General features: G+C 50.0%; 13 protein-coding genes and 1 other RNA gene. 4 read left to right on the top strand and 10 right to left on the bottom strand.

From position 1 onward, the window contains the following. The first annotated feature begins 91 nt into the window (after window positions 1-91). Together ACLGL1_RS00120 and ACLGL1_RS00125 are read left to right on the top strand one after the other, a co-directional pair. Window positions 92-289 (top strand): DUF1858 domain-containing protein, encoded by a 198-nt coding sequence (locus ACLGL1_RS00120; RefSeq protein WP_408976851.1) that lies wholly within the window; start codon window positions 92-94, stop codon window positions 287-289. A 108-nt stretch (window positions 290-397) separates the two neighbouring features. Beyond that, window positions 398-2,650, top strand: a complete 2,253-nt coding sequence (locus tag ACLGL1_RS00125; protein ID WP_411006773.1) for a transglycosylase domain-containing protein — start codon at window positions 398-400, stop codon at window positions 2,648-2,650. Between the two features lie 43 nt (window positions 2,651-2,693). Here ACLGL1_RS00125 and rnpB read toward each other — a convergent pair. The 3 genes from rnpB to ACLGL1_RS00140 all read right to left on the bottom strand — a co-directional run bounded on the left by rnpB (window position 2,694) and on the right by ACLGL1_RS00140 (window position 5,021). Further along, an RNA gene (gene rnpB, locus ACLGL1_RS00130) (RNase P RNA component class A) lies at window positions 2,694-3,016 on the bottom strand. A 41-nt stretch (window positions 3,017-3,057) separates the two neighbouring features. Beyond that, window positions 3,058-3,729, bottom strand: coding sequence for a DVU0298 family protein (locus ACLGL1_RS00135; protein ID WP_411006774.1), 672 nt, complete (start codon window positions 3,727-3,729; stop codon window positions 3,058-3,060). Window positions 3,730-3,824: 95 nt separating this feature from the next. After that, complete coding sequence (locus ACLGL1_RS00140) at window positions 3,825-5,021, bottom strand: stalk domain-containing protein (RefSeq protein WP_411006775.1); 1,197 nt, start codon at window positions 5,019-5,021, stop codon at window positions 3,825-3,827. A 110-nt stretch (window positions 5,022-5,131) separates the two neighbouring features. Between ACLGL1_RS00140 and ACLGL1_RS00145 the strand changes: the two genes are divergently transcribed. Next, window positions 5,132-5,632, top strand: a complete 501-nt coding sequence (locus ACLGL1_RS00145; RefSeq protein ID WP_411006776.1) for a peptidylprolyl isomerase — start codon at window positions 5,132-5,134, stop codon at window positions 5,630-5,632. A gap of 96 nt (window positions 5,633-5,728) precedes the next feature. Here ACLGL1_RS00145 and ACLGL1_RS00150 read toward each other — a convergent pair whose 3' ends face one another. The 7 genes from ACLGL1_RS00150 to ACLGL1_RS00180 form a co-directional block, all read right to left on the bottom strand. After that, window positions 5,729-5,911, bottom strand: coding sequence for a hypothetical protein (locus ACLGL1_RS00150; protein WP_411006777.1), 183 nt, complete (start codon window positions 5,909-5,911; stop codon window positions 5,729-5,731). Window positions 5,912-5,925: 14 nt separating this feature from the next. Further along, entirely contained in the window at window positions 5,926-6,381 is a 456-nt protein-coding gene (gene smpB, locus ACLGL1_RS00155) for an SsrA-binding protein SmpB (RefSeq protein ID WP_411006778.1), read from the bottom strand. Then, entirely contained in the window at window positions 6,359-8,512 is a 2,154-nt protein-coding gene (gene rnr / locus ACLGL1_RS00160; RefSeq protein ID WP_411006779.1) for a ribonuclease R, read from the bottom strand. The genes smpB and rnr overlap by 23 nt, the downstream gene beginning before the upstream one ends. 213 nt (window positions 8,513-8,725) lie before the next feature. Further along, entirely contained in the window at window positions 8,726-10,108 is a 1,383-nt protein-coding gene (argH, locus tag ACLGL1_RS00165; RefSeq protein ID WP_411006780.1) for an argininosuccinate lyase, read from the bottom strand. Further along, on the bottom strand, window positions 10,105-11,331 hold the full coding sequence (locus ACLGL1_RS00170; RefSeq protein WP_411006781.1) for an argininosuccinate synthase: 1,227 nt from the start codon (window positions 11,329-11,331) through the stop codon (window positions 10,105-10,107). Before ACLGL1_RS00170 ends, argH begins: the two co-directional genes overlap by 4 nt. Window positions 11,332-11,341: 10 nt before the next feature. Next, complete coding sequence (gene argF, locus ACLGL1_RS00175) at window positions 11,342-12,265, bottom strand: ornithine carbamoyltransferase (protein ID WP_411006782.1); 924 nt, start codon at window positions 12,263-12,265, stop codon at window positions 11,342-11,344. Beyond that, entirely contained in the window at window positions 12,265-12,591 is a 327-nt protein-coding gene (locus ACLGL1_RS00180; protein WP_411006783.1) for a hypothetical protein, read from the bottom strand. Before ACLGL1_RS00180 ends, argF begins: the two co-directional genes overlap by 1 nt. Window positions 12,592-12,795: 204 nt before the next feature. Between ACLGL1_RS00180 and ACLGL1_RS00185 the strand changes: the two genes are divergently transcribed. Then, the gene (locus ACLGL1_RS00185; RefSeq protein ID WP_411006784.1) at window positions 12,796-14,046 is read left to right on the top strand and encodes a competence/damage-inducible protein A; all 1,251 of its coding nucleotides are present in this window, start codon (window positions 12,796-12,798) and stop codon (window positions 14,044-14,046) included. The last annotated feature ends 18 nt before the right edge of the window (window positions 14,047-14,064 follow it).

Raw genomic sequence — 14,064 nt, forward strand, 5'->3', positions numbered from 1 at the left:
AGTCCTATAACTTTTAGACGGCTTGACAAGCGACATCTTTTTGCTAAAATGACGAGTGACGGAGACCCGTCTAATAGAAAGGAGTATCATCATGGCAATCACTAAAGATATGGCTATTTCTGATATTGTTCGGGAATACCCGCAAACAGCCCAGGTCTTTATGGCCTATGGCATGGGTTGTCTGGGTTGTGCTGCTGCACGCTTTGAAAATATTGAGCAGGGTGCCGTAGTCCATGGTATCGATGTTGATGCTTTAATTAACGCTCTGAATGAAATCGTTAAGGAATAAGGTATATTGTTTCGGCGTCCTCCGGGGCGCCTTTCTTTTTTATCTATGAATTTAACTATGGGGGCAGGTCAATCTATGCTATAATATGGCCTATAAGGAGGTTTCTCAATGGATAATGAAAAAAACTCACCTGACCAAAATCCCCCTAAAAGGTTTAAATGGTCACATTTACTCATATTGGCCTTTCTATTGCTCTGTGTCGTCGGGGTAACAACGGTGACCACGGTGATTATGGCGGCCATGGGCTCCATGCCTAATATTGAAGACCTAGACATAACAAGTTACAACGTTACCAGCTACATTGTCGATAAAGACGGCGATTTCGTCGATAAACTTTCAGCCAACAATAATCACATTCAGATTAAGTACAATGAAATTTCCCCGAATATGATTAAATCTGTAGTAGCCATCGAAGACAAACGCTTTTACAAGCATCATGGAATTGACCCTATTCGGATTGGCGGGGCTTTTATTGCCAACTTACGGGCCGGGCACATTGTCCAAGGGGGGTCTACCATCACCCAGCAATTAGCCGGGATGGCCCTGAATAAACGGGATGAAAAAAGTTATTCCAGAAAAATTCAGGAAGCCGTCTTAGCCCTCCGCATAGAAAAACAATACAGTAAAGAAGATATTATTACGGCTTACTTAAATCGAGTTTATCTAGGCGTCGGCAATAGCGGCATGAATTGCTATGGGGTAGAAGCTGCAGCCAATGATTTATTTGGTAAGCATGCCTCCGAACTCTCCATTGCAGAAGGGGCCATGATTGCCGGTATTATCCAAAACCCTGCCGGCCATTCCCCCATCAACAATCCAGACAATGCACTGGCACGGCGGGGCCAAGTCCTCCAGGCCTTATTAGCCAATAAATATATCACTGAGGAGGATTATCAGAAGGCTACTAATGCCCCCCTAAACTTAGCCACTATATCTGTCAGCCCGGAAACGGAAACGCAAACCTATAACCAAAGCTATATTGATGCGGTTATCACTTCTGCAGCTGAAAAATTAGGCCTAGAAAAAAATATCAACCAACTCTATACCGGCGGCTATATTATTCATACCCGGTTAGACCAGGCCTTACAGAAATATATGTTTGATTATTTTAATTCTGATTATAATTTTCCCGGTGGTGCCTCAAACGAAACCCTGCAGGCCGCCATGGTCATTATGGATGCCTCTTCTGGTGGTGTTCGGGCCATGGTCGGCGGCCGCCACCTGGATGAAAACCGCAGCCGGGGTTGGAACTATGCCACCCAAAGTACCCGCCAGCCTGGTTCGGCCTTTAAGCCCGTCTTTGTATATGCGCCGGCCTTTGAAAAGGGCTATGGCACCGGGTCCGTCTTTAAGGATGCTCCCTTCCGGAGCGATTCCGGCCATGAAATCAAAAATGCCGACTTGCAATACCATGGGGATGTCACCATCCGCAAGGCCATCGCTGACTCCTATAACACGGTAGCTGTACGTGTCCTACAGGAAATTGGCATCAAGGATAGCTTGAAGTTTGCTAAGAACATTGGTATATCTACCCTAGTAGAAAAAGGCAACGTCAATGACGAAACCCTATCTGCAGGCTTAGGGGGCCTCACCAAGGGGGTCTCTGTGATGGATATGGCCGGTGCCTATGGGGCCTTTGCTGATGGTGGGGTCTATACTGAGCCGAACCTTATTTCCAAGATTACCGATGAAAAAGGCCGGGTCATCTGGGAAGAAAAGGCCGAACGCCATAAGGGCATGAGTCCACAAACCGCCTACATGGTCACCTCCTGCTTGCAGAGTGTGGTTTATGAAGGGATTGGCGGGGCAGCTGCTCTAGGTGATGGGCGAACGGTTGTTGGTAAAACCGGGACCACAGATAACAGCAAGGACTTTTGGTTTGCCGGCTATACCCCCCAACTGGTTGGCGTCGTCTGGATGGGTTTTGATACGCCGGCACCGATTTACGGGACATCAACAAATGCTGCGGTGGTCTTTAGCAATATCATGACCTATGCCCACCGCGACTTACCAGCAGAAAATTTTGAGCGCCCTGAGGGCCTGGTAGATGTGCTCATTGACACAAAAACAGGGAAGTTGGCCACCCGGTCTACGCCATATGCCTTCAGACATATGGAACTCTATGCCAGTGGGACCGAACCCACCACCTATTCCTCTGCCAATTACGCCAATTACTACCGGCAGCAGCAACAGCAAAATGCAGCCCAGCAGCAACAAAATACGCAAAGCACTGACCAGCAAGGTCAACAGCAAAATCAGCAACAGCAAGGCCAACAGAATACCCAGCAGCAAGCAGGCCAACAAGGTCAATACCAAGAAAGTCAACAGTATTACGGCCAACAAACCGGCACCGCTGCTTAATGATATACAAAAATCCCCCCTGTACAAATGTACAGGGGGGATTTTTTTCAGCAGATAATAAGCCGGGTTCTGTATCAGTGATCATCTGTCTGAGACAAAAGTTACCTCTTGCCTTAAGCGACCTACCCGAAAACAGAATGGGCCACTCTCTTGTTTTCTACTAGGTCTTGCACCGGATGGGGTTTACCTGGCCAATTGGTCACCCAATTGCCGGTGCGCTCTTACCGCACCCTTTCACCCTTACCCGAAGGCGGTTTGCTTTCTGTGGCACTATTCCTTAAGGTTACCCTCACTGGCCGTTAGCCAGCATCCTGCCCGATGGTGCCCGGACTTTCCTCAGCCGAAGCCGCGATCACTTTCTGCTGGGTAAACCCTATTCTACCCTTTCTCTTTTTTTTTGTAAAGTTTTACTTAGCAGCAGCCCTGCACTTTTCCAGGGCTTCAGCTGCTAGGTCGGAAATGACATATTCCTGCAGGGCGCCATTTTCATAAATCGGGAAACTTCTATCGTCACCTAAGAGGGCCTCCAGGGCTTCAGCTGCCGGCGCATAGGGCACTTCTCTAAAGGCCCAGGCGGCATAAGCCCGTGCTTCCGCTTCATGATAGTTGATAAAGGGGAGGGCTTTGGCCAAAAATTCCTGCATTTCATCGCCATAGCGGGGTGCCATCTGCACATAGGACCAAAATAGGCCCGGGTAGCAGATTTCATTTAAGCCGGCATGGTAAAATAAGGGCCCTATAAATTCAACAAACTGCCGCTTACTGTCATGGGCCAGCATGGTTCCGATGACCTCTGCTGAGGCCCAGGGAACATTGGCACTTTCTTCACACATCTGTAAGATAAAACGCCGGATAATATTGCGGAAAAGCTCATCATTTTCAGGAGCGTATTTTTCAGTCAATTGGCCAATGGTTTCAATCGCCTGCCAGCGGTCTATTTGGGTAATGGGGGCATACACATGCATTTGTAATACCCGCATCGTTGCCGGTGCGTCTTCTTCAAAGGCAGATGCGATGATATCGAAGCGCTGGTCGGCTTGGCCCTTTAATGCTTTCGTTACAGTCCGTCTAATATTCACCTGTCATCCTCCTCGATAAGGGTCTTACCTAGCACATACCCAGTCCACGGCCATATAAAAAGCACTGGTTTCCCCAAGAAAACCAGTGCTAAACTTTAATAGCTGGCCATTTCCCGCCAAATTTGCTCGACAATAATTTGACCATAGCGGTCGCCCGGCACTGCCCAGCGGCCATTCAGGTCTGCCCAAACCCGGGCTTTGCCCCGGTTCCCATGGTTAAAGCGGCCATCATATAGTTGGCAACCACCCGGTAGGGGATTGGCGCTTGCATAAGAATACAGGTGCTGGAGGTGGGCTTCCACCCCGACTGCCGGGGTCTTATAGGACCAGCCATGGACACCCAGGGTCAACCAAGCGGCTGAAGGATCAATCGTCGAAAAGACCTGCTTATCTAAGTCTTCCTGGGTGGTCCGGCGGCCAATCGCCCCCAGACCACAGTAGTTATTCTGCTTAGGCAGGACTTCATTGCCATATTGGAAGTAACCGGTTTCTTGAATGGCCTGCGCCAGAGCGACATCCCCTCGGATCCCGTATTTCGGTGCGATAGATAGGTACAGGGCACCGATATTTTTCGGGAAAGGGGTAAACCGCTTACCGGTTCTCTGGGCTTGGGCTTGCATTTGTCTTTCTTTACCAGCCAGGTAGCGGTTGACCTGGTCCAGGCTCAAGCCGGCCTCGCCTAAGATGGTCATACTTGTAGCTGTTTGTCCACTCTGGACGGCTTGAGATGCCGGACTGGGGATAGGCTCATAGGCCGGTGGCGGATCAGCCGTCCTTCCCTCGGCGGCTATGGTCGGCGGGGCCCAGGTGGCCTCCGGCTGACTTTCTTCGCCCACCAGTTCCCGCTGTCTATCTTGTTGGACTGTTACCAGGCCATCGTGCCATTCAACTTGGGCACCCAGCCCTTCCGAAATGGCCCGCAAAGGCACCATGGTATAGCCCGGCGCCTTAATATAGGCCTGGCCTAGGGAAGGGGTCAGGGCCAGCTTTTCTCCATCAATATAGATGCCAATGGCCGGTCGGCTAGGGTTATAGCTGACGGCGTGGTTCCCTGTCGTCCTGCTGATGGAAACAAGCTGCTCCTTCTGGTCCCAGCTTACATCGTAGCCCAGGCCTTCAGAAATGGTCCGCAAGGGTACGTAAACCCTTGAATTGATCAATTCCGGCCGCGGCTCAGAGAAATAGGCATCGTTGTTAATCAATAGGGTAATGGCCGCCTGGGCCGGGGGCTGGTTAAAGGCTGCACAAAAAAGAAGGCCCAGAAAAAAGGGCATTATGATTTTCTTTATCATTAAAGGCTAATCCTCCTCAGATGCGTTTAGAAAAAGGCATATCTAGGTAACTAGTTTATATTGACTTTATTCATTTTAACGCAAATAGACATGTTAAAGGAGACAATTTAATGACAAATCCTATTGTTACCATTGAAATGGATAACGGTGATCTGATTAAGCTTGAACTCTACCCGGAGATTGCCCCTAATACCGTTGCCAACTTCACCCACCTCGTCCAAAAGGGCTACTACAACGGTCTCACCTTTCATAGGATTATCCCCGGTTTTATGGTCCAGGGCGGCTGCCCCAACGGTACCGGGACCGGTGGCCCCGGCTACACCATCGCCGGTGAATTCACCAGCAATGGCTTTAAGAATGACCTAAAACACGAGCGGGGCGTTATTTCTATGGCCAGAACCATGGCCCCAAATAGTGCCGGTTCCCAATTCTTTATCATGCACGCCAAGGCCCCCCACTTAGACGGCGACTACGCCGCCTTTGGTAAGGTCATTGAAGGCATTGAAGGCGTTGACCATATCGCTGAAACCCCCAGCCGCCCGGCTGTCATCAAGCAAATGACCCTGGATGCCGGCGACTATGAAGTGAAAGAACCCAAGGTCTCTAACTAAATAAAAACACCCTTAGTACTTTAAACAACTGGCCCCCCAAACTTGGATTTAAAAATCCAAATTTGGGGGGCTAGTTGTTTACTAAGCCTATCTTCTCTAATGTCTGAAGTTTGGATTGGTATGATCTAAGTCAGAATTAGTCGCTGCATCTGCTAAAAATATGGAAATCACCCCGATAAGAGTGATGAAGACGGTGCGTGCAAGGCGACGGATCATGCTTTTTTTCACTTCTGAAAAATAAACTTGTCGAATATCTTTGGTTGTTAGTTTCTGTCCCATTCAAATGCCTCCTCTTATCTCTGACGCGATTTCAGTGCACGGTCAATATCTCGGCGGGCAGATTTTTCAGCAGCCACAGCCCGCTTGTCATATAGTTTTTTCCCGCGGGCGACGGCCAGGTCTACCTTCACATTCGCATTGTTAAAATAAATTTTCAAGGGCACCAGGGTGAGGCCCTTTTCTTTTATCTTTTGCTCAAGCTTGAGAATTTGCCGCTTATGCAAGAGTAATTTTCTTTTTCTTAAGGGGTCGACGTTATTGATGTTCCCATGTTCATAAGGGCTGATGTGCATGCCTTCGATGAATATTTCGCCTTGACTGATAGAGGCATAGGCATCTTTTAGGTTCACCCGCCCGGCTCGGATAGACTTCACTTCTGTCCCTTTAAGGACAATTCCGGCCTCGATGCTCTCTTCAATGTAGTAGTCATGACGGGCCTTTCTGTTATCAGCGATGACTTTCACGGGCATCCTCCTCACTGATTAATTCAAAGTCCAACTGGGCTAAGTCCACGTTCGCTTTTAGTAAGCGGACCTTGACCGATTGACCTAAGCGGTAGGTCTTCCCGGTGTGCTCCCCAACTAAGAGGAGTTGGTCCGGATTAAAGCGGTAGAAGTCGTCAACCAGGGTTGAAATATGCACCAGGCCTTCTACGGAGTTTTCCAGCTGGACAAAGAGCCCAAAGCCGGTAACGCTGACTACCCGGGCAGCAAATTCCTCGCCCACATAATCAACCATATATTCAACCTTTTTAAGGGCCAGGACATCCCGTTCGGCCTCTTCAGCGACTCTTTCCATCAGGCTGGCCTGCTCGGCATAGCGGGCCAGGGAGGCTTCTTGGGTGACCAATCTTTTTTTAGACAATTTATAGTTATGGTGGATGTGTTCCTTAATCACCCGGTGGATGGCCAGGTCACTATACCGGCGGATTGGGGAGGTAAAGTGGGTATAGTACTTAGAAGCCAGGCCAAAGTGGCCCTGGGGATTAGGTGAATAGTAGGCGTGGGTCATGGACCGAAGCATGACCATATTAATGGGATAGGCTTCCTCTGCAGCCACCTGGTCCAGAACGGCCTGGTAGTCCCGCGGCTGGATTTTATCTTCCTGAATGTGCAGGGTGTAGCCATAGGTTTGAAGGAAGCGGCTGACATCCTCCAGCCTTTCCTTTTCCGGCATTTCATGAACCCGGTAAATAAAGGGGGTCCGCAGGCGGAAAAAGCGTTCGGCCACTGTTTCATTGGTGATAATCATACACTCTTCAATGATCCGCTCAGCCAAGCCCCGGCTTTTCCAGTAAATCTCTACCGGCCGGCCCTCTGCATCTAACCGGATGGCACTTTCCGGTAGGTCAAACTGGATGGCCCCCCGGTCCATCCGTTTCTGCATGAGGATGCCCTGGAGGCTTTCCAGGTCCTTCAGCATAGGGACAATTTCTTGGTATTCCTTAGACAGGTGCTTATCGCCAGCCAGGATGGCATTGACCCCATCGTAGGTCATCCGGGCCTTGGTATGGATGACCCCCTCCATGATTTCGCTGGCAAGAACCCGCCCCTTCTCATCAATTTCCATGGCGCAAACCATAGCCAACCGGTCTTCCCCGGGGTTCAGGCTACAGATGCCGTTGGAGAGTTCCTGGGGCAGCATTGGCAGAACCCGGTCCAGGAGGTAAACACTGGTCCCTCTTTTATAGGCCTCTTTATCAAAGACGGAGTCTTCCGGCACATAATAGCCGACATCGGCAATGGCCACCCGTAAAAAATAATGGTTGTTATCCAGGACCTCTAATTGAACGGCATCATCCAAGTCTTTGGAGTCTGCCCCATCAATGGTAATAAATGGGATATGGCGCAAGTCATGACGGTTATCAAAATCCGCTGAACTGATTTTTTGGGGCACGTCTTTAGCGGCCTTAAGTACCTTATTAGGGAATTCAGCCCGTAAATGATGTTCATAGATAATCGAGAGGATATCAATCCCCGGGTCAGATTCTTTGCCTAAGACCCGCTTGATAACCCCTTCATGGTTTCTGGATCCATCTGACCATTTTTTGATTTCAACTAAAACGATTTCATTCTTTTTTGCGCCGGAAAAACCGGACTTAGGCACAAAAATATCTCCGGCCTCGTCAGTGATGACAAAGCCAAAGTGCTTGTGGGCATCCAGTTTTCCCACAAAGGAGCTTCTGGCCCGCTCTAAGATGCGGATGACCTCGCCGGTCGCCCGCAACTGGTCACCGGTCTTAGGGTCTTTTTTCGCCGGCGCTCCCAGGCGGACAATAACCTTGTCCTGGTCGAGGGCCCCATTCAAGGCCTGGGCCGGGATGAAGAGGTCATCTTTATCCGGGTTATCTAAGATAAGGAAGCCGAAGCCTTTTTTATTCTTTTTTACTTTACCGACGGCCAAGTTCAATTGCTCAGGGAGGCCGTACCGGTCTGTTCTGGTTTTGACCAGGGCCCCTTCTGCTGTTAGCTCGTCAATACTTTTCTGGAGGTTTTTCCGATCACTTTTACTTAATTGGGGAAAAAGCTTGGCAATGCTCTCAAAGGGCAAGGGCTTGGTGGCATTGTCCTGAAAAACCTTTAAAACGAATTCTTTATTCATGCTCACACCTCTTTTCTATGATAAATGATTCTTTCTAAAAAAGATAGGTCCAGCACTGCGGACCGGTCATTTTTACAACATTTTTTACAGTGAAGCTGCTCTTTTATGAGCCACTACTGACTACATACCTGGCCGTGATATAAAATAACCCCTAATAGTCAGGCCGGTTGGTCCAACTTTTAGGGGTTTTACTTGATGGGTTTGCTGCTATGTCTACTTCTGCTGACTAAGCCAGCTTTTACATTCGTTCAGGGCCTCTTCCACTTGTGGGAAACCGGGCGCCCCTTGGGTGTGGCGTCTTTTCACACAGGTATCGACAGAGATGGCCTCGTAAATATCCTCTTCAATTTGAGGGGAAGCCTTTTGCAGGTCTGCTAAGGAGAGGTCACCGAGGGCCTGCCCTTGGTCCAAGGCATAGGCCACGAGTTCACCGACAATCCGGTGGGCATCTCTAAAAGCCACGCCCTTGCCAACGAGGTAGTCCGCCAGGTCGGTGGCATTGGTAAAGCCACCTTCGCTGGCAGCCCGCATATTCTTTTTTTTGACTTTCAGGGTTTTAAGCATGGGCGCCGCCATCATCAGGCATTTTTGCCAGGTGTCGATAGCATCAAAGAGCCCTTCCTTATCCTCTTGCATATCTTTATTGTAGGCCAGGGGCAGCCCCTTCATGGTCATCAGCAGGGCCATGAGGTGGCCGGATACCCGGCCGGCCTTCCCGCGGATGAGTTCAGCCACATCGGGATTTTTCTTTTGCGGCATAATAGATGAGCCGGTACTGTAGGCATCATCCAGGTCGATAAAGGCAAATTCCTGGCTGGCCCATAAGATCACTTCCTCGCTCAAGCGGGATAGGTGCATCATGCTGACAGAGGCCGCATAGAGGTAGTCTAAGACAAAGTCCCGGTCACTGACCCCGTCCATGGAGTTGGCACAGGGGGCATCAAAGTCCAGGGCCTGGGCGGTTTGGTTCCGGTCTAGGGGATAGGTGGTCCCGGCTAGGGCCCCGCTCCCCAGGGGCATGATGTTGTTGTTCTTCTGCCAGTCATCCAAGCGAACAACATCCCGACGGAACATCTGGATATAGGCCAATAAATGGTGGGCAAAGGTAACGGGCTGGGCCCTTTGCAGGTGGGTATAGCCGGGCATGATGGTTTCCACATGGGCCACAGCTAAGTCATGGAGGACTTCCACCAAGTCAACCAGGAGCTGACGGGTTTCAGCGACAGCTGACCGGACATACATCCGCAGGTCAACGGCCACCTGGTCATTCCGGCTCCGGCCGGTGTGGAGTTTCTTGCCAACGTCCCCTACCTTGGCGGTGAGAAGACGCTCAATGTTCATATGAATGTCTTCATCTTCGGTGGTAAAGGCCACTTTTCCAGCTTCAATATCTGCCTGAACAGCCTCTAACCCTTCAATAAGGGTATCTGCTTCCGCTCTGGACAGGACGCCGACGGTCCCCAGCATATCTGCATGGGCAATGCTACCGCGAATATCTTCCCGGTAGAGTTTCTGGTCAAATTTAATGGAAGAATGGAAGTCTTCCATTAAGTGGTCGCTGTCTTTAGAAAAGCGACCGCCCCATAATTTGCTCATTTTTCCTCCGTATTGAGACCTGCTTTTTCCTTCATCAAGGCATTTACCTTAACCGGCAGACCGAATAAATTAATGAAGCCTTCTGCATCGGCCTGGTTGTAAACTTCATCTTCACCGAAGGTGGCAAAGTCTTCATTGTAGAGGGAATAGGGAGAGGTCATCCCGGCAGAGTGGCAGTTGCCCTTGTAAAGCTTCATCCGCACTTGACCGCTGACGGTTCTCTGGGTCGAAGCAACAAAGGCATCCAGGGCTTCTCTCAAAGGCGTGAACCATAAGCCATCATAGACCAATTGGGCGTATTGGTTGGAAACAGTATTTTTAAAGTACATGGTCTGTCTATCCAGAGTTAAGGATTCTAAGGCCAGGTGGGCTTCATGTAAGAGGGTACCGCCGGGGGTTTCATATACCCCGCGGGATTTCATCCCTACCAAGCGGTTTTCAACGATATCTTCAATGCCAACCCCGTGTTTAGCAGCCAGTTCATTAGCCTTTTCCAATAATTGAAGGGGGGCTAATTTTTCCCCATTCAGGGCGACCGGGGTCCCGTGTTCAAAATCAATGGTCACATATTCCGCTTCATCTGGCGCATCTTCCGGCCGGGTGCAAATCAGGCAAAGGTCGGCCATCGGTTCATTGGCCGGATCTTCCAAGTCAGCCCCTTCATGGGATAGGTGGAGGACGTTTCTGTCCATGCTGTAGGGGCGTTTCTTGGTAACAGGGACTTCAATGCGATGGGCTTCTGCATAGTCAATGGCATCTTCTCTACTCTTAATGTCCCAAATCCGCCAAGGGGCGATGATCTTTGTGCTGGGAGACAGGGCTTTGATGGCTAGTTCAAACCGCACCTGGTCATTCCCTTTGCCGGTGCAGCCATGGCAAATGTAGTCGGCCCCTTCTTTTTTGGCCACTTCAACCAGAGCCTTCCCAATAAGGGGACGGGCACAGGAGGTCCCTAGCAGGTATTTATTTTCATAAATAGCGCCAGCCCGAATAACCGGGAATACATAATCAGCCACGAACTCATCTTTTAAGTCCATGATATAAACTTTAGAGGCACCGCTGGCCAGGGCCTTGTCGTGGACCAGGTCCACTTCTGCCCCTTGACCGACGTCAGCACAGCAGGCAATGACTTCACAGTTGTAGTTTTCCTTTAACCAAGGGATGATAATTGATGTATCCAATCCCCCAGAGTAGGCCATAACGACTTTTACTTTATTTTCCATCTGAATCCTCCTAGTTTATAATTGATGCCATAATGGCTTTGTGAGCATGTAAACGGTTTTCTGCTTCATCGAACACCACAGATGAGGGCCCTTCCAGGACCTCTTCTGTGACTTCCAGGCCCCTGTAGGCTGGCAGACAGTGCATAAAGATAGCATCCGGCCGGGCCTTGACCATGAGGGCTGCATTGACCTGATAGTCTTTAAAGGCCTTCTGCCGTTCAGCCTTTTCACCCTCCTGGCCCATGCTGGCCCAGGTGTCCGTATAAATAATATCAGCATCCTGGACCGCTTCATAGGGATTGGTCGTTAAGCTGATGGCCCCTTGCCCGGCGGTCTGAGCTGCTTTTACAACAGAAGCATCCGGCTCATAGCCTACCGGACAGGCAGCGGCTACCGACATACCCACCTTAGCCCCACCGATGTATAAAGAGTGTAACATATTATTGCCATCACCGACATAGGCTATTTTCAATCCTTCTAATCGGCCCTTATGCTCTTTAATGGTCATGAAGTCGGCAATCACCTGGGTGGGGTGGCACCAGTCGGTTAAGCCATTGATGACCGGCACCTCTGCATGCTTGGCCAGGTCGACCACATCACTTTGCTTATAGGTCCGGATTAAGATCCCATCCACATACCGGCTCATCACTCGAGCTGTATCTGCAATGCTCTCCCCCCGGCCTATTTGCAGGTCGCGGCTACTCAAAAATAAGGCCTGGCCACCTAATTGGTACATGCCTACCTCAAAGGCCATCCGGGTCCGGGTAGATGACTTTTCAAAAATCATGGCCAGGCTCTTACCCCTTAAGTGGTCATGGGGACTGCCTTCTTTTAACTGTTTTTTCAATAAAAGACCTGTATCGACTAAAAGGTCTATTTCTGCACCGGTAAAGTCAGCCAATGCCAGGAAATCTCGCCCTTTAAGGGTTGACATTATTCCGCCTCCTCTGGGGGTAATAAAGAAAATAAGATGTTTTTGAAACCAATACACCGGGCCCGATAGTAGGGACGGATTTTAAAGGCGGCAATATCCGCCAATGGCCCGGCCCAGAAGACCTGGCCGGATTCCAGGCTCAGCACCTGCCAGCCTTCCATACCATATTGGAGCCTGGCGTTAAAGAACCAAGGGGTCTCACTACCGTCTTTGAGTAGGACGCGGTAGTTGACATGGGTCAGCCCCTCCCCTTCCTCGGTCAGGAAGGCCTGGAGGCCTTCCAGCAGTGCTTGCGATGACCTATACCTTTCAATACGATCAGCCATAGACTGCCTCCTCATAAATGGCGAGCTAGCAACTTCAGCTACGTCTTCAAGTCTACTCATTATACCAGCTATCCAGACGAATAGCGGAGGAATAAGTCTCCACTACCGGCTACAGGTTTTGAATAAGTATACACCAACCTGAAACTTTATGCAATGCCTTGTTATTATTTTATGAACCGCGTATGATATGTGAGAGGTGATTAAATGTTAGCAGAAATAATAGCCGTTGGCAGCGAGCTCACCAGCGGTCATGTCTTAAATACGAACTCTGCCTGGCTGGCCAGGGAAGTTGAGGCCTATGGCCTTGAAGTCATCAGTCATGTGACGGTCGGCGACTCTACCGACCAGTTGGAAAGAAGCCTGCGCCTGGCTTTGGATCGGGCAGACTGGGTCTTCGTTACTGGAGGCTTGGGGCCCACTTATGACGATATTACCAAGGAAGTAGTCGCCAAGGTATGTGATCGCCCCCTCCTTCTTTCTGAAGAAGCCATGGCCCACATTAATGACTTTTTTAAAGACCGGTCCCAGAAGGCAACAAGCAACAATAAAAAACAAGCCACCGTACCTAAAGGGGCTGACATCCTAGCCAATCCCAGTGGATTGGCACCTGGGATCTGGCTCAAAAATCAAGAAACAACCCTTATCCTCCTCCCAGGTCCACCTCACGAAATGGAAGCGACTTTCAAAGCCTCTCTGACGCCCCGCCTAGCCCATATCGCCCAGTCTGCCATCCGCAGGCACGCCTTGCATTTTTATGGCATCGGTGAGGCGGAAATAGATAGCCAGATCAGCGAAATTTTTCCAGATAACAGCAACCCCCTTGTAGCCCCCTACGCCAAAAGCGGTGAAGTAGAGCTTCAAGTGACGGCCTATGGTCCTAGTGTCCAAGCAGCTGAAGACTTACTTCAGCCGGTAATCAGCGCCTTAACAGAAAAATTCAAGGACTACTTCTATGGTATAGATACTGGCCATTTAAAATACCCTGTTAGCAACTTATTGGCTCAAGGGAACTGGTCCATTGCCTCAGCTGAAAGCTGCACCGGAGGGCTTCTTTCTAAGTGGTTTACAGATGTTCCCGGTAGTTCTGCTTATTTTGCCGGTGGTATCTGCACCTATACAGAAAAAGCCAAACAGGATTTTCTGCAAGTGCAGGCAGCAACGCTGGCCAAGCACGGTGCTGTCAGCGCACAGACAGCAACAGAAATGGCCGACGGCGCCAGAGCAGCTTTTCAAACAGACCTGGCCATCTCCACAACCGGTATTGCCGGTCCAGGCGGTGGCAGCCCTGAAAAGCCGGTCGGCTTGGCCTATATCGGCTTAGCTACACCAACCGGAACCTTTACCTGGCAGTTTCAAGCCAATGCCCTCCAGACCAAATCCCGGTCAGCTGTCCGGGATGCTGTGGGCCGGGCCGCCTTATTCCATCTTTTTAAGTATTTGAAGGAAAAGGCCTAAAATTCACCATAAAAATAA

It is taken from the genome of Peptococcus simiae, from assembly GCF_046569735.1.
GTDB lineage: Bacteria > Bacillota > Peptococcia > Peptococcales > Peptococcaceae > Peptococcus > Peptococcus simiae_A.

Excerpts from the sequence above, each read along its gene's own strand:
- ACLGL1_RS00150 (WP_411006777.1), bottom strand. The coding sequence starts at position 5,911 with ATGGGACAGAAACTAACAACCAAAGATATTCGACAAGTTTATTTTTCA.
- ACLGL1_RS00125 (WP_411006773.1), top strand. The coding sequence starts at position 398 with ATGGATAATGAAAAAAACTCACCTGACCAAAATCCCCCTAAAAGGTTT.
- ACLGL1_RS00145 (WP_411006776.1), top strand. The coding sequence starts at position 5,132 with ATGACAAATCCTATTGTTACCATTGAAATGGATAACGGTGATCTGATT.
- argH (WP_411006780.1), bottom strand. The coding sequence starts at position 10,108 with ATGAGCAAATTATGGGGCGGTCGCTTTTCTAAAGACAGCGACCACTTA.
- ACLGL1_RS00185 (WP_411006784.1), top strand. The coding sequence starts at position 12,796 with ATGTTAGCAGAAATAATAGCCGTTGGCAGCGAGCTCACCAGCGGTCAT.
- ACLGL1_RS00140 (WP_411006775.1), bottom strand. The coding sequence starts at position 5,021 with ATGATAAAGAAAATCATAATGCCCTTTTTTCTGGGCCTTCTTTTTTGT.
- ACLGL1_RS00170 (WP_411006781.1), bottom strand. The coding sequence starts at position 11,331 with ATGGAAAATAAAGTAAAAGTCGTTATGGCCTACTCTGGGGGATTGGAT.
- ACLGL1_RS00120 (WP_408976851.1), top strand. The coding sequence starts at position 92 with ATGGCAATCACTAAAGATATGGCTATTTCTGATATTGTTCGGGAATAC.
- smpB (WP_411006778.1), bottom strand. The coding sequence starts at position 6,381 with ATGCCCGTGAAAGTCATCGCTGATAACAGAAAGGCCCGTCATGACTAC.
- ACLGL1_RS00180 (WP_411006783.1), bottom strand. The coding sequence starts at position 12,591 with ATGGCTGATCGTATTGAAAGGTATAGGTCATCGCAAGCACTGCTGGAA.
- argF (WP_411006782.1), bottom strand. The coding sequence starts at position 12,265 with ATGTCAACCCTTAAAGGGCGAGATTTCCTGGCATTGGCTGACTTTACC.
- rnr (WP_411006779.1), bottom strand. The coding sequence starts at position 8,512 with ATGAATAAAGAATTCGTTTTAAAGGTTTTTCAGGACAATGCCACCAAG.